This is a genomic window from Oceanobacillus sp. FSL W7-1281 (assembly GCF_037969835.1).
GTDB lineage: Bacteria > Bacillota > Bacilli > Bacillales > Amphibacillaceae > Oceanobacillus > Oceanobacillus oncorhynchi.
In genome coordinates, this window is the sequence record NZ_CP150214.1 from 2,781,479 (window position 1) to 2,799,398 (window position 17,920).

At 40.2% G+C, this 17,920-nt stretch carries 16 protein-coding genes and 1 riboswitch; of the genes, 8 read left to right on the plus strand and 8 right to left on the minus strand.

The annotated features are described in order from the left end of the window. Positions 1–13: 13 nt before the first annotated feature. Positions 14–520 carry a YqhR family membrane protein gene (locus MKX55_RS13795; RefSeq protein WP_193064741.1) on the minus strand — a complete coding sequence of 169 codons (507 nt, stop codon included), beginning with the start codon at positions 518–520 and terminating at the stop codon, positions 14–16. A gap of 282 nt (positions 521–802) precedes the next feature. Between MKX55_RS13795 and MKX55_RS13800 the strand changes: the two genes are divergently transcribed. Continuing rightward, positions 803–1,186, plus strand: a complete 384-nt coding sequence (locus MKX55_RS13800; RefSeq protein WP_193064740.1) for an SA1362 family protein — start codon at positions 803–805, stop codon at positions 1,184–1,186. A 576-nt stretch (positions 1,187–1,762) separates the two neighbouring features. On the opposite strand, the gene MKX55_RS13805 is transcribed toward MKX55_RS13800, so the two are convergent. Continuing rightward, the gene (locus tag MKX55_RS13805; protein WP_193063921.1) at positions 1,763–2,653 is read right to left on the minus strand and encodes a patatin-like phospholipase family protein; all 891 of its coding nucleotides are present in this window, start codon (positions 2,651–2,653) and stop codon (positions 1,763–1,765) included. A 138-nt stretch (positions 2,654–2,791) separates the two neighbouring features. Next, positions 2,792–3,211, minus strand: a complete 420-nt coding sequence (gene mntR, locus MKX55_RS13810) for a transcriptional regulator MntR (protein ID WP_193063922.1) — start codon at positions 3,209–3,211, stop codon at positions 2,792–2,794. A 300-nt stretch (positions 3,212–3,511) separates the two neighbouring features. On the opposite strand from mntR, the gene MKX55_RS13815 reads away from it, so the two are divergent. Together MKX55_RS13815 and MKX55_RS13820 are read left to right on the plus strand one after the other, a co-directional pair. Continuing rightward, positions 3,512–4,486 carry an ABC transporter ATP-binding protein gene (locus MKX55_RS13815; RefSeq protein ID WP_339233251.1) on the plus strand — a complete coding sequence of 325 codons (975 nt, stop codon included), beginning with the start codon at positions 3,512–3,514 and terminating at the stop codon, positions 4,484–4,486. Further along, positions 4,473–5,246 carry an ABC transporter permease gene (locus MKX55_RS13820; protein ID WP_339233253.1) on the plus strand — a complete coding sequence of 258 codons (774 nt, stop codon included), beginning with the start codon at positions 4,473–4,475 and terminating at the stop codon, positions 5,244–5,246. Before MKX55_RS13815 ends, MKX55_RS13820 begins: the two co-directional genes overlap by 14 nt. A 42-nt stretch (positions 5,247–5,288) precedes the next feature. Here the strand turns inward: MKX55_RS13820 and MKX55_RS13825 are convergent, their stop codons facing one another. Then, positions 5,289–7,853, minus strand: coding sequence for a vitamin B12-dependent ribonucleotide reductase (locus tag MKX55_RS13825; RefSeq protein WP_339233254.1), 2,565 nt, complete (start codon positions 7,851–7,853; stop codon positions 5,289–5,291). A 329-nt stretch (positions 7,854–8,182) separates the two neighbouring features. Here MKX55_RS13825 and MKX55_RS13830 point away from each other — a divergent pair, with 329 nt between their 5' ends. After that, entirely contained in the window at positions 8,183–8,557 is a 375-nt protein-coding gene (locus tag MKX55_RS13830) for a rhodanese-like domain-containing protein (protein ID WP_042534741.1), read from the plus strand. A gap of 92 nt (positions 8,558–8,649) precedes the next feature. Here the strand turns inward: MKX55_RS13830 and gcvPB are convergent, their stop codons facing one another. From gcvPB to gcvT, 3 genes are all read right to left on the minus strand, one after another. Next, a complete protein-coding gene (gene gcvPB, locus MKX55_RS13835) occupies positions 8,650–10,110 on the minus strand; it encodes an aminomethyl-transferring glycine dehydrogenase subunit GcvPB (RefSeq protein ID WP_339233255.1) in 1,461 nt (486 codons plus the stop codon). Then, on the minus strand, positions 10,103–11,452 hold the full coding sequence (gene gcvPA / locus MKX55_RS13840) for an aminomethyl-transferring glycine dehydrogenase subunit GcvPA (protein WP_339233257.1): 1,350 nt from the start codon (positions 11,450–11,452) through the stop codon (positions 10,103–10,105). The genes gcvPB and gcvPA overlap by 8 nt, the downstream gene beginning before the upstream one ends. A gap of 81 nt (positions 11,453–11,533) precedes the next feature. Continuing rightward, entirely contained in the window at positions 11,534–12,637 is a 1,104-nt protein-coding gene (gene gcvT / locus MKX55_RS13845; RefSeq protein WP_339233258.1) for a glycine cleavage system aminomethyltransferase GcvT, read from the minus strand. 232 nt (positions 12,638–12,869) lie between these two features. After that, a riboswitch (glycine riboswitch) is annotated at positions 12,870–12,959 on the minus strand. Between the two features lie 160 nt (positions 12,960–13,119). Between gcvT and MKX55_RS13850 the strand changes: the two genes are divergently transcribed. Both MKX55_RS13850 and MKX55_RS13855 read left to right on the plus strand, forming a co-directional pair. Then, a complete protein-coding gene (locus tag MKX55_RS13850) occupies positions 13,120–14,784 on the plus strand; it encodes an SNF2-related protein (protein ID WP_339233259.1) in 1,665 nt (554 codons plus the stop codon). After that, positions 14,768–15,559 (plus strand): YqhG family protein, encoded by a 792-nt coding sequence (locus MKX55_RS13855; protein WP_339177919.1) that lies wholly within the window; start codon positions 14,768–14,770, stop codon positions 15,557–15,559. Before MKX55_RS13850 ends, MKX55_RS13855 begins: the two co-directional genes overlap by 17 nt. Positions 15,560–15,564: 5 nt before the next feature. On the opposite strand, the gene MKX55_RS13860 is transcribed toward MKX55_RS13855, so the two are convergent. Next, entirely contained in the window at positions 15,565–15,759 is a 195-nt protein-coding gene (locus MKX55_RS13860) for a YqzE family protein (protein ID WP_339177922.1), read from the minus strand. A 148-nt stretch (positions 15,760–15,907) separates the two neighbouring features. Between MKX55_RS13860 and comGA the strand changes: the two genes are divergently transcribed. Both comGA and MKX55_RS13870 read left to right on the plus strand, forming a co-directional pair. After that, a complete protein-coding gene (comGA, locus tag MKX55_RS13865) occupies positions 15,908–16,906 on the plus strand; it encodes a competence type IV pilus ATPase ComGA (RefSeq protein ID WP_339177924.1) in 999 nt (332 codons plus the stop codon). Next, positions 16,875–17,915: a type II secretion system F family protein gene (locus MKX55_RS13870; protein ID WP_339177926.1), complete on the plus strand. Its 1,041-nt coding sequence runs from the start codon at positions 16,875–16,877 to the stop codon at positions 17,913–17,915. Before comGA ends, MKX55_RS13870 begins: the two co-directional genes overlap by 32 nt. Positions 17,916–17,920 lie beyond the last annotated feature (5 nt).

Here is a 17,920-nt window from a genome sequence, read left to right on the forward strand (position 1 = left end):
TCACAGGAAAATCCTAGCTTTTCTTTATGATGTCTTCGGTTTGCTGCGAATCCATATAATCATAGGAGATGGAATAGCCGATAAATGTGCCATATAAAATAAATAAGCAGATGGTTGTTATCCAGGTGTTCAAATTCCATTCCGTCACAGCAGGAATATCGTTAAATATGGGACGGAATAAAAGGAATATAAGAGCCCATAAGATAAAGCCGTAGATAATTCCCACCCACATATACTTTATTTTTCTGAAAATCATATAATATAGAAACGCGGTGAGCAGAGAAACTACCCCAGCCAGAATCGTTGTAAAGAAGATACCGAGCCACGTATCTGTCCATCCTTCTGATACCCAGGAAGTCAGCAGATAAAACTTTGGTGCGACCTCCAAAAAATTAAAGTAATACATTACACTTGCAAGTAAACTGAATACAACCCCGCCGACAAATCCTGTGTACATCGATTTTTTTAATACAGATTCCTCATTATCATTTATTTGTTGTTTTTTTGATAAGCGCCTCATTAATAAACACCTCCACTCTCTAGTATGACCAAATCATGAAACTCGTATGAAGAAATAATCTTTCTGTTAATCTGCGGGAATATTTTTTATGAAAGAGGGAATAATTAATTAACAAGCAAACAGTTTCCACAGGATACCGTGATTTCTGTCCAGCCTTCGAGTGTCTCGGGTAATCATCCATCCGATATATTGGCGGATTGGCAGAAGCTCCTTCACAGGCATCCTGTAGCATGATATGGTAAAATAGAAGTATAAATAATGTGTGAGAAAGGAGGATTTCAATTGAGAAATAAAGCAGTATCTATTTTTGTTTATTTGATTATTGCTTTTGCAGCTTTCGGTTTATTTACACAGCTATTTGGAAATACCGTTGCATTTCTTTCAAGACTATTGATTTCTATCGGGATAGGGGCAGCTATTTTTGGATTGGTTTATTTCTTTCTCATACGCAATAGACAGCCTTCCGGACGACAGCGCGACAGCATGAAAAAATATAAGCAGGCTGTAAAACAATCTAAATCCAAGTACGGTCATAAACAGGCTGTGAAATCAGCTGGTTCCAGCCATCAGAAAGCAAATCAAAAGAAAAGAAATCCTAAAAGAGCAAGTCATTTGCGTGTCATCGAAGGAAATAAAGCAAAGAAAAAGAACCGTGTTTCTTCTTAGAAATAAATTATTACAGGGCAGACCTTTGCAGGAGCTTAGATTTTAAGCTCCTTTTTTATATTCTCTCATTTCCCATTTAAGTGGAATTATGTTTTATTTGCTTTTTTACAAGGAAATAATGCAAATTCTAGCGACGGTTTTGATGGGACGAGTAATTGCAATGGTTTTCGGTGGGGCGAGTAACCGCAGTCCCAGTCCCAGTGGGAAGACACCGCAGGAAAAAGTGTTCTTCTTTTTTTCTGCCCGCGGGGCATAAGTGCGACTTTAGCTCTGTCTGCGCCTGTCGGCTTGCCAATCGCTAAGTCTTCTTTTCACCCTCGGGGTATAAGTGCGACTTTAGCTCTGTCTGCGCCTGTCGGCTTGCCAATCGCTAAGTCTTCTTTAAAGGAGATGAGTTCGGGGCCTACGGAAAGCGTAGTGTATTTCCGGGGCCTAAGATTACTCACCCCATGAAACCCGTTGGAGCGGCTATATTCAGCATTTTTTATATAATTTTTTATTCTTCAAATAAAGCGCGTTCGAATATTATCCCATTCGAACGCGCTTTATCCATTACGTACCTCTGAAAAAAAATAATTAACCGCTCCACGTACGCAAAAATTTTTCACTGGATTCTTTTCCAATCCGCCGCAGTTTCTCTCTGCTCTCTTCTGTTATATTAAAATTCATGGAATTCTGTTCAGGAGTGGGGACAAAAATAATATGATCCGCCTGGTGTTTTGAAATATATCGATTATCATGTGCCTGCTTCATCGTTACGAAAAGAGAAGGGAACATATTGAGCGCATTTCGAATCTCGCGCGGCTCTACAGATGTGGAAGGTTCTGTTAATTTTACACCGATAACAGGTCGAACCTGCTTCTCTTCTGCTTCTGAAAAAATCCACAACGGAAAATTACTAAGTAGTCCGCCGTCCACGATAATGCTTTTTTGCTTATTTTTACCCTGTATGGATTTCGGCATAAAAAAATAAGGAAACCCGGCGCTCATCCGAATAGCGGCGGCTACCGAAAACGTATCTGGATGAATGCCATAAACTCTTTCTAAATCATCCGGGATAACAACAAGTTTACCAAGCGATAAATCACTGACAACTACCTTTAGCACACCTGGCTTTAAATCGCCAAACCGATATATATTCCGCTTGGATAATGCGTCTCCCAGCCATGCTTCCAGCTTCTCCCCTTTATATAATCCTAATTGAAAATACAGAAATAACCACTTTGTAGCCGGCAATACTTTGGATAACAGCGGCGGATCAGCTAAATCCTGAACATCCAAAGTTTTCATTAATTCTTTAATATCCTTATAATGATAACCAGCTGCCAGAAACCCGGCTATAATAGCACCTGCAGAAGTTCCAGCTGCACGCTCTACCTGCAAATTTTTCTCCTCCCAGGCTTCCAATACGCCGACGTACGCAAACCCCTTCACTCCCCCGCCAGAAAATACAGCATCAATTTTCATGACATCGCTCCATCCCTTATAGGTGCTTATTGATTTATACGTCTATCGGCTTGTTTATTATGCTTTTTCGCACCAGAAGATGAAGAAATGACAAGTTAAACCGCATCAAAAAAACCAGTCATTCCTGAGAATAACCGGTTAGGTTTTATTAACTTCATTTATTTTTTGCAGATCTTTTCTCCGCCGTTCATCTTCTTTAAAATAAGCAACCACATCTGCTATTCTGTCGATCGAATTCCAGCTGAGATGATGCTCTATACCTTCTACATCATTATATATATGTTCTTCGTCCACTCCGATTAACTCCAGAAAATTTTCTAACAGCTCATGTCTGAAGACAAGCCGTTCACCGATTTTCTTGCCCTTCGATGTCAGTACAAAACCGCGGTATTTTTCATAATCTAAATAATTGTCCTTGTCCAATTTCTGGACCATCTTTGTCACAGAGGACGGGTGCACTTCTAATGCTTCTGCAATCGATGAAACTCTTGCGTAACCCTTTGCTTCAATTAAATTATAAATAATTTCAATATAGTCTTCCATACTTGGTGTAGGCATAAAAAAGCTCCTTTCTATGTTTTGCCACAGAGAAACGTGAACACCTTCAATAAGAACGTTAATTTTTTTTATCAAAGGAAACTTTTTTTCTAATTTAATAATAGCTGATTTCCTCATAAAACTCAAGTTATTATCCTTTATTTGTATATTTTCATATGCATTTATCACTTCCAGTAAACAAAATAAAATTGAAATATATCCTGTGTTTATACGTCTGAAGACGGAGGTTATTTCCTTCGATGGGTTGTTGTTCGAATTTTTGCCGATTGCTACAATTATTTCAGAAAGAGGAGGGATAACGTGGAAAAGATAATTGAGATCAGCCAGTTAAATAAAAGCTACCGGAAAAGAAAATCAAAGGAAATTGTTCAAGCAGTCAAAGATGTTGATTTTAATGTTTATAAAGGAGAGATTCTTGGCCTGCTTGGTCCGAACGGAGCCGGAAAAACAACTACGATTAAGTTAATATGCGGTTTGTTATACCCGGACAGCGGCGAAATAAAGATAAAAGGAGTACCCAATACAGCGAAACGCTTAGAATCGTTACATCATATCAGCGCCGTGCTGGAGGGCAATCGTAATTTATATTGGCGGCTTATGGTGAGAGAGAACTTGGAGTATTTTGCCGGAAACAGAGGAAGGTCAAGAAAGGAAGTCAAAGAAGAGATCGATGAGCTGCTGCAAATGTTCCGTTTGAAGGAAAAAGAGAATGAGCTGGTAAACCGGCTTTCCCGAGGGATGCAGCAAAAATTAGCAATAGCTGTAGCGATGCTTGCCAATACGGAAGTCATGCTCTTAGATGAACCGACGCTTGGTTTAGATGTGCAAACCGGATTGGAGGTTAGAGAAATCTTGAAATCCATTGTTCAAAATTATCAGCGTACCATTATCATCAGCTCTCATGACATGGAAGTCATTCAGGATATTTGTGACCGCACCGTCATTATTAATCAAGGAACTGTCGTTATCGATCAGCGGGTCGATGAATTGATTAAACTATTTGAAGTGCGTTCTTACAGGCTGACCTTAAGTGAAGCTTTGTCACCAGACCAGCGAAAAGCGATTTCCTCCCGTTTTCCAACAAACGATTATGTAGAAGATGAACGCTTCAGCTATCTTACTGTACAGCTTGAGAAAAGCGAGGATATTTATCAGATTTTTCAGGTATTACAATTGAATCGCACTCCAATTGACTCGATTGACCGGAAATCGGTTCGATTTGATGAAGTATTTTTAAAAATTATTGAAGGAGACTATCACCATGCCATGGATTAACCTATTTAGAGCAAATCTGCGAAAGGAATATCTGGAACTGAAACGCTATTTACCGAATACCCTTGCACTTGTTTTAACCTTTTACTTTATCTTTTTAGGTTTATTTGGAGTAATACATTTTTTTTGGGATCCATCAACACAGGATGCAAATATTCAATTTGTGATTGTTAACTACATCTTCTGGTTCTTAGCACTTAGCGTTATTCAAATGTTTGGTTTTGAAATTGTGAATGAAGCCATTCGCGGAACGCTTGAACAATTATCGATGTCACCAATGGGCATCTGGCGCATTTTAAGCACAAGACTTGTAGCCAGTACGATTATTTACGGAATCATTATATCTGTTTTATTGGTTATTACCATGCTGACAGCAGGACAATGGCTTAATATTGATATTGTATCTATTTTCCCTGTCTTTGTATTAACTGTTTTCGGAATGTATGGCGTGGGTTTAATAGTCGGCGGGCTGGCCATTGTTTATAAACAAATTCAAGCCTTTTTGCAGATATTGCAATTTTTATTGGCCGGGCTGACCTTTATTCCGCTTGCTGCATCTCCCTTGATGTATTTCCTGCCATTTGTTATTGGCGTTGATTTAGTCAGAGATATCATGATTGACGGACAGACATTGATGGATATCGGCTGGCTGCCGCTGTTAATTTTATTTATAAATGCTTTCGTCTATTTTATTGCCGGTCTGTTATTTTTTAAATATTGTGAACGTATGGCGATGAAAAAGGGATTGCTGGGGCAATATTAACATATTTAAAAGAGAACGGCTCAAAACCGTTCTCTTTATTGTTTACAAACCACATTTCAATTGAGCTCCACAGCTGGTACACGTATTACATCCGCCGATGTCTTCTACACTGCCTTCTCGGCAGACTGGACAGGTATCTCCTACCTCAGACCCGATTGTTACATTTGTTTTATCTAATTCCTGAATGGTGTCCATAAGAACAATTTTTTTATCTTCTTCCTCATCCGGGAATAATTCTGTCTGCTCCCCTACTTGGTTATCCTCTGCTTTTAAGGTCAAGACTTGGGAATCTCTGCTTCCATCCACATAGACAGTACCGCCTTTGGCACCGCCATTATACAAGCGGCGGTATACACTTTCTACCTGATCAACAGTATACCCCTTTGGTGCATTTACTGTTTTGGAAATAGAGCTGTCTACCCAGCGCTGAATCACACATTGTGTATCAGCATGCGCTTCCGGACTTAAGTCCATTGCGGTTACAAACCACTCCGGCAGCTCTTTATCCGCTGCTTCTGGATGCTCATTTAGATATTCCTCCACAATATCTGCTTTTACTTCAATAAATTTACCTAATCGGCCGCTTCTGTAGTAAGAAAAGGAGAAGTATGGTTCAAGTCCCGTACTTACTCCAACCATCGTACCCGTACTTCCAGTTGGAGCAACAGTCAGCAGATGCGAGTTGCGGATACCATACTCTAATACACCTTCCCGAATGTCTGCAGGCATTTTTTGCATATACCCTGTTTGGATAAAACGTTCACGGAGCGTTTTTGTTTCTTCCTCTGTTTCACCCACCAGGAAAGGGAAGCTTCCTTTTTCTTTCGCCAACTCGATTGAAGTGCGGTAAGCAGTAGTTGCCATGATTTCAAACACTTGGTCAATCAGCTTATTTCCTTCTTCTGAGCCATAAGCTGTTTCACAATAAATCAATAAATCATGCAGTCCCATCACGCCTAAGCCGACACGTCTTTCTCCTAAAGCCTGTTTTCTATTTTCTTCTAAGAAATATGGTGTTGCGTCAATTACATTATCCTGCATCCGCACTCCAGTTTCTACAGTATCTTTTAATTTTTCTACATTTATCTTTTTGGTGCCTTTATCTGCCATTTCAGCAAGGTTGACGGCAGCCAAATTACAAACAGAAAACGGAGCAAGCGGCTGCTCGCCGCAAGGGTTTGTCGCAACAACCTGCTGACCGTATGCTTTTGCATTTGTCATTTCATTAGCATTATCTATAAAGAAAATGCCCGGTTCTGCGGAATATGTTGCACAAATATTAATCAAGTTCCACAGTTCCTTTGCTTTCACTTTCCGGTAAACCCGAACACCATAGCCCATTTCTTCCCATTTACGGACATCGCCCACCTCATACCATTGTTCATTATAGGCTTTCATTTCTTCCGGTGTATAATTTTCTACATCTGGAAAGCGCAGCTCATAATAATCGTCTTTTTCCACGGCTTCCATAAATTCCTTTGTAATACAGACAGAAATATTTGCTCCTGCCAGGAAATCCGGGTTATGGACGGAATACGTTCCTCCATCGCGCAATAACTCCGTCGCCTGCTTCATGGCAGCATCTGTGAAGCCGCCTTGGCCGGGGATGGCTTTATAATTGACGATTCCCTGATACAAATCAAATTCTGTTTCTGTCAGCGGGGTAAATTTTAACTTCTCATTTGCCAGCTGCTTCATTTGCTCGTCTTCTGTATTTTCTATTAAATAACGTAAAATACGCGGATTCTGCATTTTAGAAATAATAAATTCTACAATATCCGGGTGCGAATCGACAAGCATAATCATTTGTGCTCCGCGTCTGGAACCGCCCTGTTCAACCAGATTCGTCAATTTGGCGATATCATCCAGCCAGGAGACACTTCCTGAAGATTTTCCGTTGACTCCTCTGGCCAGTGTATTTCGCGGTCTTAATGTGGAACCGTTCGTGCCGACACCGCCGCCGCGTGACATAATTTCCATTACCTGTTTACGATGATCGGAAATGCCTTCGCGTGAATCTTTTACAAAAGGCATCACATAACAGTTAAAATAGGTTACATCGGTTTCAGCGCCTGCTCCATATAGCACACGTCCCGCCGGAATAAAATTCATAGAAGCCAATTGATTATAGAAAGCATCAAATGATCTGGCTTTTCTTTCTTCAGTTTCTTCCACTTCGGAAAGGCCGCTCGCATTTCTTTTGGCAATTTGTTCATAATAAATTTCCAACGGCTTTTCGATAACATCGAGTGAACGCGTAATCATCCCGCTTTCCCGTTCTTCTTCCTTATCTAAAACTCCGACATAATCGGATTCGACAGCTACTTCCGCCTTGTTTTCTTCCCAATTAATATCTATAATAAATCCTAGACCCCGAGCGGGAAATTTAGGGTCTGCTTTTACGGTTAAAACAACAAAATCACCTTTTTTTAATGTTTTTTTCTCTGTATCTTTATATGCATACCGGTCCAGCATGACCAATCTCGACACGCCTTGATGGGTGATATGCATTTCTTTTGCGATTGGGTGCACTGCTTCAAATTTTTTTATATCTTCATTAAGCGCCTCGATATTAACCTGCCTTAATGACTCGAAATGGATAGTCAATGTTATCGCTCCTTGTCTTGCAATTGATTACTTATTAGTTTATCATAACTCTTCTCCATAAAACAATATATAGTATCTAATTCATTATTCCGACACAATATATAGTTAATTATCAGAAAAGCAAGTAACTTTCATGCAATCTCTGGTTACTTTTTTTATTCCCTTAAAGCGGATTTGAAACACCTCTTTTACCAAAAATAATAATCCGGAACTGGAAAGAGGATATTTTTTTAAGATGAATATCCGCCTGCAAAATAAAAACTTTGAAAAATAAAAACGCTGCCCATATAATAAGAGTGTAGAATATAAAGATAGACGGGGGAAACAAAATGACATTTTTACTCATTGCTTTAGTTGTTCTGCTTGCGATTACTATTTTTCGCTACTATAGACAACGCACTTATTTAAATGTACTGACAGAAGATCAATTTGTAGAAGGCTACCGCAAAGCACAATTGATCGATGTACGTGAGCCGCAGGAATTTGATAAAGGTCATATTCTCGGAGCGCGTAATATCCCGGTAACGCAAATGAAGCAAAGACTTGTGGAATTGAGAAAGGACAAGCCGGTCTACCTGTATTGTCAAAACAGCAGCCGTTCCGCAAGAGCTGCGCAGCTCCTGCATAAAAAAGGATTTGAAGAAATTTATCAGCTTAAAGGCGGATTTAAAAAATGGACTGGAAAGATTAAAATGAAAAAATAAAGCCTTTGTTTTCCATTTTGTGAAAGCTGTTAATTGGGCTAAAAATAAAAGCTGATTCAGAGCATAACCTCTGAATCAGCTTTTATGATGGTTTACGATTCTTCGTACCGCAGGATTGGTTTACGTGCAGCGGTTGCTTCATCCATCCGCTTCACAATTGTATGATGTGGTGCTTCCTGTACAGTTTCCGGGTCTTCTTCTGCTTCTTTTGCTATACGGGTCATGATATCAATAAAGGAATCGAGCGTTTCTTTCGATTCTGTTTCTGTAGGCTCAATCATCATGCCTTCTTCCACATTCAACGGAAAATAAATGGTAGGTGGATGAATATCAAAATCCAGCAGCCTTTTCGCCATATCTAATGTGCGGACGCCAAGTTTTTTCTGAATGCTACCCGACAGTACAAATTCATGCTTACAATGCTGCGGATAAGGCAGTTGAAATACTTTTTCTAACTGACGCATCATGTAATTCGCATTGAGTACGGCATATTCGCTGACCTTTTTCAGGCCCTCTGCTCCCATTGTACGAATATACGTATATGCACGCAGGTTAATACCAAAATTCCCATAGAACGGTTTTATCCGGCCGATAGACTGCGGTCTGTCATAATCAAAGCGGAACGAGTTCTTTTCCTTAATAATTAATGGTTTTGGCAAATATGCTGCCAGCTCTTCGCTGACTCCTACCGGTCCTGAGCCCGGACCGCCGCCGCCATGCGGACCTGTGAACGTTTTATGAAGATTTAAATGTACTGCATCAAATCCCATATCTCCCGGTCTGACATAACCCATAATCGCATTTAAATTAGCGCCGTCATAGTAAAGCTTACCGCCGGCACCATGTATTATTTCTGCCATTTCTAAAATATCTTTTTCAAATAATCCTAACGTGTTCGGGTTGGTAAGCATTAAGGCTGCTGTATCTTCCCCGACAACCCGCCGCAAATCATCCAGATCCACCAGTCCTTCTTCATTTGAATTCACGGTAACTGCTTCAAACCCGGCTACTGCTGCAGACGCCGGATTGGTTCCATGGGCAGAATCCGGTACAATGACTTTTGTACGGTGATAATCCCCATTGGCCTCATGAAAAGCACGAATCATCATTAATGCAGTCCACTCTCCCTGCGCACCGGCAGCTGACTGTAATGAAACCTCATGCATGCCAGTAATTTCTTTTAATGAATCCTGCAAATCATAAAGCATCTCCAGAGCACCCTGCACCGTGTTTGGATCCTGATAGGGATGAATATGACTGAAGCCTTCCAGACGCGCAATGTCTTCATTAATTTTCGGATTATACTTCATCGTGCAGGAACCAAGCGGATAGAACCCGGAATCCACTCCATAATTACGGGATGCCAGCCCCGTATAGTGACGAATAATATCCAGTTCACTTACTTCCGGCAGCTTAGGAGGTCCTTTGCGAATATAAACATCCTCTAATTCTTCTTCTAAATCAAAGGCATCTATTTCCAATTCCGGTAAGCTGTAGCTCGTTCTCCCTTCTTTACTGCGTTCAAATAATAATGGAAAATTTTTATCAGCCATGCATATCCCCCAATTCTTTTGCAAGTTGGTCTATCTCTTGTTTTGTACGAATTTCTGTCACAGCCACAAGCATCTGACCATGATAGGAAGGGTCGATTTTTCCTAAATCAAAACCGCCAAGAATTCCTTTTTCAAGCAAAGCAGCATTTACTTTAGTAATGTCCTGGTTTAACTGAATGACAAATTCATTGAAGAATGGGCCATCATAAACTATCGAAATACCTTCTTCTTTCAATTTCTTCTTTGCATAACGGGCTTTTTGCATATTCATTTCGGACATTTTCTGTATCCCATGCTTGCCGATAGAGCTCATCGCAACAGAGCTGGCTAATGCATTCAGCGCCTGATTGGAGCATATATTGGAAGTTGCCTTGTCACGCCGAATATGCTGTTCCCGTGCCTGCAGCGTCAGCACATAGCCTCTGACTCCATTTTCATCCTTTGTCTGACCGACCAGACGTCCCGGAACCTTGCGCATTAATTTTTTACTTGTTGCAAAATATCCGCAATGCGGCCCGCCAAATTGGGCTGGAATACCGAATACCTGCGTGTCGCCGGTTACAATGTCCGCACCAAATTCTCCCGGCGGAGTCAGATAGCCGAGGGCGAGCGGATTGCTGGACACAATCAGCATGGTCTTCTTTTGATTTTCTAACAGCTTTTGGATTGCTTCCATTGGCTCTATCTGTCCGAAAAAGTTCGGATATTGGACGACAACTCCGGCAATATCCTCATTCAAGAGTTCCTCCAAATGGACGAGATCTGTTTTTCCATTTTTTAATGGAATCGGAATTATTTCAACTTCCTGTCCTTTTGCGTACGTATGAATAACCTGCTGATATTCAGGGTGGACGGCGTCCGATACCAGCACTTTCTTTCGTTTAGTCTGGGCGGCACTTAAATTTACTGCTTCTGCTAAAGCCGTACCTCCGTCATACATAGAAGAATTCGCGATTGGTAAAGCTGTCAGTTCAGAAATCATTGTCTGAAATTCAAAAATTGCCTGCAACTCTCCCTGGGAAATTTCCGGCTGATAAGGCGTATATGCTGTATAAAATTCAGGTTTTGAAATGACATGATCCACAATGGAAGGTGTGTAATGATCATATACACCTGCCCCAAGAAAGGATACAACATCTTTCGTAGATGTGTTTTTATTCGCCATTGCTGTTAATTCCTTCGTCAATGCATATTCATTCTTTGGTTCTTTTAACTCTAATTCCTTCTGGAGACGAACATTGCCTGGGATATCTGCAAACAGCTCCTCCGTATCCTTTATCCCTATGGCATCCATCATTTCTTGTTTATCTTCCCTGGTCATCGGTAAATAACGAAACTCCATCTTTTCTCCCCCTTATTTTACTGCGCTGATAAAGTGAAACTTTTTTCCCCGAACTCTTTTTCCTGTGAAAATGTACGATGATTATCTACGGTAGAACGGTGTCTTGACCACCTTCGCTTTTAAGCGGCGCTTTCGGACCTGAACCTCCACCTCTGCTCCAATCTTTGCGGAATCAGATTGAATCAGTACGAGACCAATATTTTTGTTTAGTGTAGGTGACTGTGTACCGGAAGTAACAAAACCAATCTCGGTATCTCCCTGGTACACTGGATAGCCGTGTCTTGGAATACCCTTATCAATCATTTCGATTCCTGCAAGCTTTCTTTCTGTCCCATTAGCTGCTTGCTGTTCAAGTGCTTCTTTTCCTATGAAATCTACTCCCTTATTCAGCTTCACAGCAAAACCTAAACCAGCTTCCAATGGCGAAATATCAGCTGACAGCTCTTGCCCGTATAAAGCAAGATTCGCTTCAAAGCGCAGCGTATCTCTTGCTCCCAAACCGATTGGCTGGATACCTTCTTCCTTTCCCTTTTCAAGCAGTATATTCCACAAATCTTTGCCATTTTCAGAATCGAGATAAATTTCAAAACCATCTTCGCCTGTGTACCCTGTTCTGGAGATGAGGGCCTTTCCTTTCATTCCTTCCATTTCGATATCCTTTTTAAAACGGAAGAAAGAGATATCTTGAAGCGGTTCTTTTACAATCTTTTGTAAAATCTGCTCCGCTTTTGGTCCTTGCAAAGCTAATTGCGCATAATTTTCCGAAACATTTTCTATGGTAACATTCGGATTGAAATTATTTTGTTCCTGCAGCCAGGCAACGTCTTTCCCCGTATTAGCAGCATTTACAACAAGCAAGTATTCATTTTCAGCCAGCATATATACAATTAAATCATCGACTGTTCCACCATTTTCATAGCACATAAACGTATATTGTGCTTTGTTTGGCACTAGCTTTGTTACATCATTTGTTAAAGTCGTCTGTAAAAAATGAACACTTTCCGGACCGCTCACCAAAACCTCGCCCATATGCGACACATCGAACAGACCGGCTTTTGTCCGGACCGCTTCATGCTCTTCTTTAATACCTGAAAACTGCACCGGCAAATCCCATCCGCCGAAATCAATGGTCTTGGCAACCCTTTCATAAGCTGGAAAAATCGGTGTACGTTTTAATTCATTCATCTGCTTCTCTCCTTACTAAGGTTGATTGAAATACGTGAACATCCTTATAACATTTGCTGGTGATTTAAAGAAATTGATTTTAAGCACAAAAATAGAGACTCCTCCTAAAAGAAGTCTCTGTCCGCAAACCAGAAAGTTGCATATTCACAAAGAAAACGGTCTTCATCATGTGAATATTTGCTTCGTGGGTGGTTTATAGGCAGCTGATGCCTATAAACGCTCTCCAGAGTAGCGTCCTACAAGAGTCTTTTTGCCTGAGAGATTCGCTCTTAACTTGCTCCTTCGGCGTTACATAAACTGTAAGCTCTCCCCTTGTATTCATCCGCTGATTGAATATATTCATGTTGGTTATACTAAAGGATATATAATCCTTCATCATATAGTATGTTAGCAGGAAAATCTATTTGACAAAAGTATATCATAACTCTTTAAAAAAGTAATTGAAAAACCATATTTTACCCGAAAGGATGTGCATCGAATAAATGGATTCTATTCAAATTCAACAAGACAATCAATTCATTACGGACTTAGAGTCAGCCTTTCGTGATGAAAATGATTTAACAAATTGGGAGCTATTTCGTATGGCATATCAGGCTGCAAATGTAACAAAGCGCCCTTCTTTCAAAGGCTTGCAGGCGCTGGAATATTTGCCGCATCTGGATATTTTAGATCATCAATTACAAGCTGCCGAACAAGTAATTGAAACGATGCATGGCCGTGCCATTTTAGCGGACGAAGTAGGACTTGGAAAAACAATTGAAGCAGGACTGGTTCTAAAAGAATATATGGTAAGAGGGCTGGTGAAAAAAGCATTAATTCTTGTTCCGGCTTCTCTCGTAAATCAATGGGAAAAAGAATTAAACGAAAAATTTCTCATTCCTGCCATTGCCTATCGTAAAAATTACAGCTGGGACGATAATCCAATTATTATATCTTCCATTGATTCCGCCAAGCGTTCTCCGCATCGGGAGGCTATTTTAGATATAGATTATGATTTTATCCTGGTGGATGAGGCTCATAAACTAAAAAATGAGCAGACAAAAAACTACCAGTTTGTTCAGGAATTAAAGAAAAAGTATTGTCTTTTATTAACTGCTACGCCGGTACAAAATAAGCTGTTAGAATTATTTAATCTTGTCAGCCTTTTAAAGCCTGGACATCTAGGGAATTATAAAAGTTTTACAGAGAAGTATGGAAAGGACCGCAAAAAAATGGAACAGGATCCTTATCTGAAGAAGCTTGTCCAGCAGGTAATGGTCCGTAATACAAGGAAAGATACCAGCTTAAACAATTCTAAAAGAAAAATCCAAACCATTTGGACTTCTCTTCCAGAAAGCTATCACAAGGTTTATCACCAATTAATGGAGCTGTCTTTTGGAATGGCATCCTTTGCTAAAATCACTTATTTACGTGAATTCTGTTCTTCCAGAGAGGCTTGCTTTACCTCTTTGGTGAAATTAGACCAAGCCGGAAATCATGAAGCTATTCAGGAAGTCATCGGAAATATTGAACAGCTGGAGCAGCATCCCAAAGCGGAGGAATTAACCAATCTGATTAAATCGCTGAATGGTGAAAAAGTGATTGTTTTTACCGAATATCGCGCTACACAGTACTATCTGCAATGGTATCTGCAGCAGCACGGTATTTCTTCAGTACCTTTTCGCGGCGGCTTTAAACGAGGAAAAAAAGATTGGATGAAGCAATTATTTAGGGACCACGCACAGGTTCTGATTGCCACCGAAGCCGGCGGCGAAGGAATTAATCTGCAATTTTGTCATCATCTGATCAACTATGATTTACCTTGGAATCCGATGCGCTTAGAGCAGCGAATTGGCCGTATTCACCGTTTTGGTCAAGAATCAGATGTGCATATCTACAACATTGTCACGAAGCAGACGATTGAAGAGCATATATTGTCCATGCTTTACGAAAAAATAAACTTGTTTGAGAATGTAATTGGTAATTTAGATGCCATTTTAGCAGAGTTGAAAGTAGATAGTATGGAGAAAGAAATAGAATCTATCTATCAGGAATCCACTTCAGCTGGAGAAGTTCGTATTAAGCTCGATAATTTGAAATACGTGATGGAGCAGGCAAACCAGGAAATACAAAACGAGGAGCAATATAGAGATGGAACAGCAAATTGATTTATCCGATTTTCTAACCAGCTATTTTGAAACCAAACATTGTACCATCCTTTCTAAAGACGAGGGACAAATTCATATCCAGCTTACCGAAGAAATGGACAAAGAATTAATGAACCGCCCTTTCTACTGGCATTACATTAAAAAAATCGGCCGGGAAGGAGAGCCCCAGGCGCTGCGTCTGATTACGGACAAAGAGAAAGCGAGTGAACCAGGGGAATGGATTCATTTTGGGAGTCCGAGACTGCATCAAATTATTAATAAATTAACGGAAAAAGAACGTTATACCAGATTATTTGAGGAGGTCCGCACATCGGAAAACACTCCCCTGTATCCTTGGCTTGTAGTCAATATAAAAATCAGCTACCGTGGTGTCCAGCATAAGGATGAAATATTTTCTGTCGGCCTGCAGCTGCTTCACGGGCATATGGCTTTAAATATGATGGATTATTTAGATCGTATCCCGCTTGATAGAGCCATATCCGATTATTGTTATACGCTGACGCCGATGATTAATCCCAAAAGTGGATTTCTCCGTATTCAAAACGTTTTATTACAACACGTTCAAAACCAGGATAACGCATGGGCTGCTGCATCTATCCAACAGCTGGAAGCGGAAAAAGCTACCTTAAAGCATTTTTATGCGGATGAACTTGATCATCCAAGGTATGTAGAAGAATTAGAAGCGTTGGAGAAGCGGTTTAAACCAATGATTACATTTCAGGTGATTAATGGAGGAATTTTTTACTTAACTGCATCCACAATGAATGAAAAATAGCCGGATTAATCCCGGCTATTTTTTCTTTCATGGTACCAGGACTGAATGGAAAAAGGAATAACCCCCAGCCATTTGTTACCATACATCGGATAAGATAATTTCTTCTTTTTTTGTTTGCGCTCTGCTTTTTCTTCTGAAGATAAGTTCATGTATTTCACCGCTTCTTCTGTCAGAAAACGGATATAGTCATTGCTTTTCATACTCTATCATCGCTCCTTTTTAAAGACCGTTCTATTTTTAGTTTAAACAATTAAAAAAATTCTATTCTTTTTTGATAAAAAGAAGGACATTTAAAAAAAATGTCGAATTATAAGTTATGTCAGAATTAGTTGTAAAGGAGGTGAGCTAATGAATCACGTCACTAAATTATCTGACGATCTCTTTCAGTCGGCCACGAAGCAGCATGCATCCGATATTCACTTCTATCCTTATGAGCAGGAAACAGAAATCTACTTCCGCATCCACGGGAAACGTACCTTCATCCGGACCATTTTAACAAAGCAATACCAGCTTCTAAGAACATTTTTTAAATTCAATGCCAATATGGATATCGGTGAAAGCAGAAAGCCTCAGGCAGGTACGATGATCTGGAGTTTCGAATCAAAAGATTATGCACTTCGTATCTCAACCCTTCCCCATTATCAGCAAGAAACGATTGCCATCCGGATTCTTCCTCAAAATGACACTTTACCGCTGGATTATTTATTTCTTTTTCCAAAACAAATAGAGCAAATGCGAAGATGGATGAGCCATGAATCGGGTCTTATCCTGATAACCGGGGCAACAGGAAGCGGGAAATCATCTACATTATATTCCCTGTTAGAAACGGAAATGAAAGAAAGGCCTTGTCAAATTATTTCCTTAGAGGACCCTATCGAAAGAAAAATAAAGCAAATTCTGCAAGTACAAATCAATGAGCGTGCAGGTATTTCCTATCAAGCGGGATTAAAAGCTGCGTTGCGTCATGACCCTGATATTCTGATGGTCGGGGAAATACGGGATAAAGAAACTGCGCACTTTGCCGTGGAGGCTGCCCTGACCGGTCACCTTGTCCTCAGTACGCTGCATGCAAAAAATGCAGTCGGTACGATTTTCCGTTTGAAAGAGATGGGAATCAAAACAGCTGACCTTCATCAGATTCTGATCGGGGTGGGCGCCCTGCGCCTTATTCCAATCAGAAGAAAGAATAAACAGCAGCGGAGTGCAATCGGAGAATTGATTGAAGGCGTCCACCTGACAAAAGCTATTGAAGGCAATCTCCAAACTCTCCCGGAAAAGCAGCAATTTAAAAATTTACAAAGAAAGGCATTTGCTTATGGTTTTACTGAAACGATTTCTCCCCAATAATCAAAGGTTAACGATTACCACCCAGCTGCAATTTTTACACGTTTTGCAGCGTATGCTTTCCAGAGGCCTTACCCTTGTCCATTCCTTAGATGCAATGAAATATTACGGTGAATTAGAACACATTTCCAAACAGGTTTTAAGTAATCTGGAAGCAGGGCAACAGCTGGATGAAGCAATGGATCAGGCTGGTTTCCATCATTCCATTGTCTCTTACCTTTTTGTAGTAAGGGAAAAAGCAGATATTTATGAACGAATCGAGCATTGCTATCAATTATTTCAGCAACGCGTTCACTACATTCGTAAATTTCAGCAAACAGTGCGTTATCCCCTTATATTAATGATAATTTTTAGCGGACTGTTATTTTTTATTTATTCACGTGTCATCCCTTCCTTCCAGCAGCTGATGTTTGGTGAGCTTCCTATGCTGCTGCAAGCTGTTATTTTTCTTTCTACATGGCTCGGATATTCTCTCCTTATTCTTTTTGTTCTTTCCACCCTTGTTGCGCTTGTTTGGCTATTTTCAAGAAATAATATCTCTTTAGAAACAAAACTGTCTATATATAAACGAATGCCTCTCTACCGCTCTTACGTAAAAAGACAAACATCCTTTCACTTTGCCGCATTATACAGCTCTCTTCTGCAAACCGGGATGCCGATGAAGGAATTATTAAGTTATATGTCCCGGCAGACTAAGCTTCCGATTATTTCTTATTACGCGAAGCAGATGCAGCTGGAATATTTTAAAGGAAGATCCATTCACGGACTGTTAACAACGATGGAATTTTTAGAGAGTCATCTGTCGGATATTTTATCCTCTAATATGGATGCGAAAAGCCTGGCGAAGGATTTAGCTATCTATGCAGATATTTCGATTGATACCATGTATCAGCGGCTTCAAAAAAGGATTGTTTATATCCAACCTGTTTTTTTCTCGATTATCGGAGCATTTATCATATTGATTTACATTAGTCTGATGTCTCCTATGTTTGAATTAATGAATACGATGTAAAGGAG

Excerpts from the sequence above, each read along its gene's own strand:
- MKX55_RS13795 (WP_193064741.1), bottom strand. The coding sequence starts at position 520 with ATGAGGCGCTTATCAAAAAAACAACAAATAAATGATAATGAGGAATCT.
- MKX55_RS13805 (WP_193063921.1), bottom strand. The coding sequence starts at position 2,653 with ATGAAAATTGATGCTGTATTTTCTGGCGGGGGAGTGAAGGGGTTTGCG.
- mntR (WP_193063922.1), bottom strand. The coding sequence starts at position 3,211 with ATGCCTACACCAAGTATGGAAGACTATATTGAAATTATTTATAATTTA.
- MKX55_RS13820 (WP_339233253.1), top strand. The coding sequence starts at position 4,473 with ATGCCATGGATTAACCTATTTAGAGCAAATCTGCGAAAGGAATATCTG.
- MKX55_RS13830 (WP_042534741.1), top strand. The coding sequence starts at position 8,183 with ATGACATTTTTACTCATTGCTTTAGTTGTTCTGCTTGCGATTACTATT.
- gcvPB (WP_339233255.1), bottom strand. The coding sequence starts at position 10,110 with ATGGCTGATAAAAATTTTCCATTATTATTTGAACGCAGTAAAGAAGGG.
- gcvPA (WP_339233257.1), bottom strand. The coding sequence starts at position 11,452 with ATGGAGTTTCGTTATTTACCGATGACCAGGGAAGATAAACAAGAAATG.
- gcvT (WP_339233258.1), bottom strand. The coding sequence starts at position 12,637 with ATGAATGAATTAAAACGTACACCGATTTTTCCAGCTTATGAAAGGGTT.
- MKX55_RS13850 (WP_339233259.1), top strand. The coding sequence starts at position 13,120 with ATGGATTCTATTCAAATTCAACAAGACAATCAATTCATTACGGACTTA.
- MKX55_RS13855 (WP_339177919.1), top strand. The coding sequence starts at position 14,768 with ATGGAACAGCAAATTGATTTATCCGATTTTCTAACCAGCTATTTTGAA.
- MKX55_RS13860 (WP_339177922.1), bottom strand. The coding sequence starts at position 15,759 with ATGAAAAGCAATGACTATATCCGTTTTCTGACAGAAGAAGCGGTGAAA.
- comGA (WP_339177924.1), top strand. The coding sequence starts at position 15,908 with ATGAATCACGTCACTAAATTATCTGACGATCTCTTTCAGTCGGCCACG.
- MKX55_RS13870 (WP_339177926.1), top strand. The coding sequence starts at position 16,875 with ATGGTTTTACTGAAACGATTTCTCCCCAATAATCAAAGGTTAACGATT.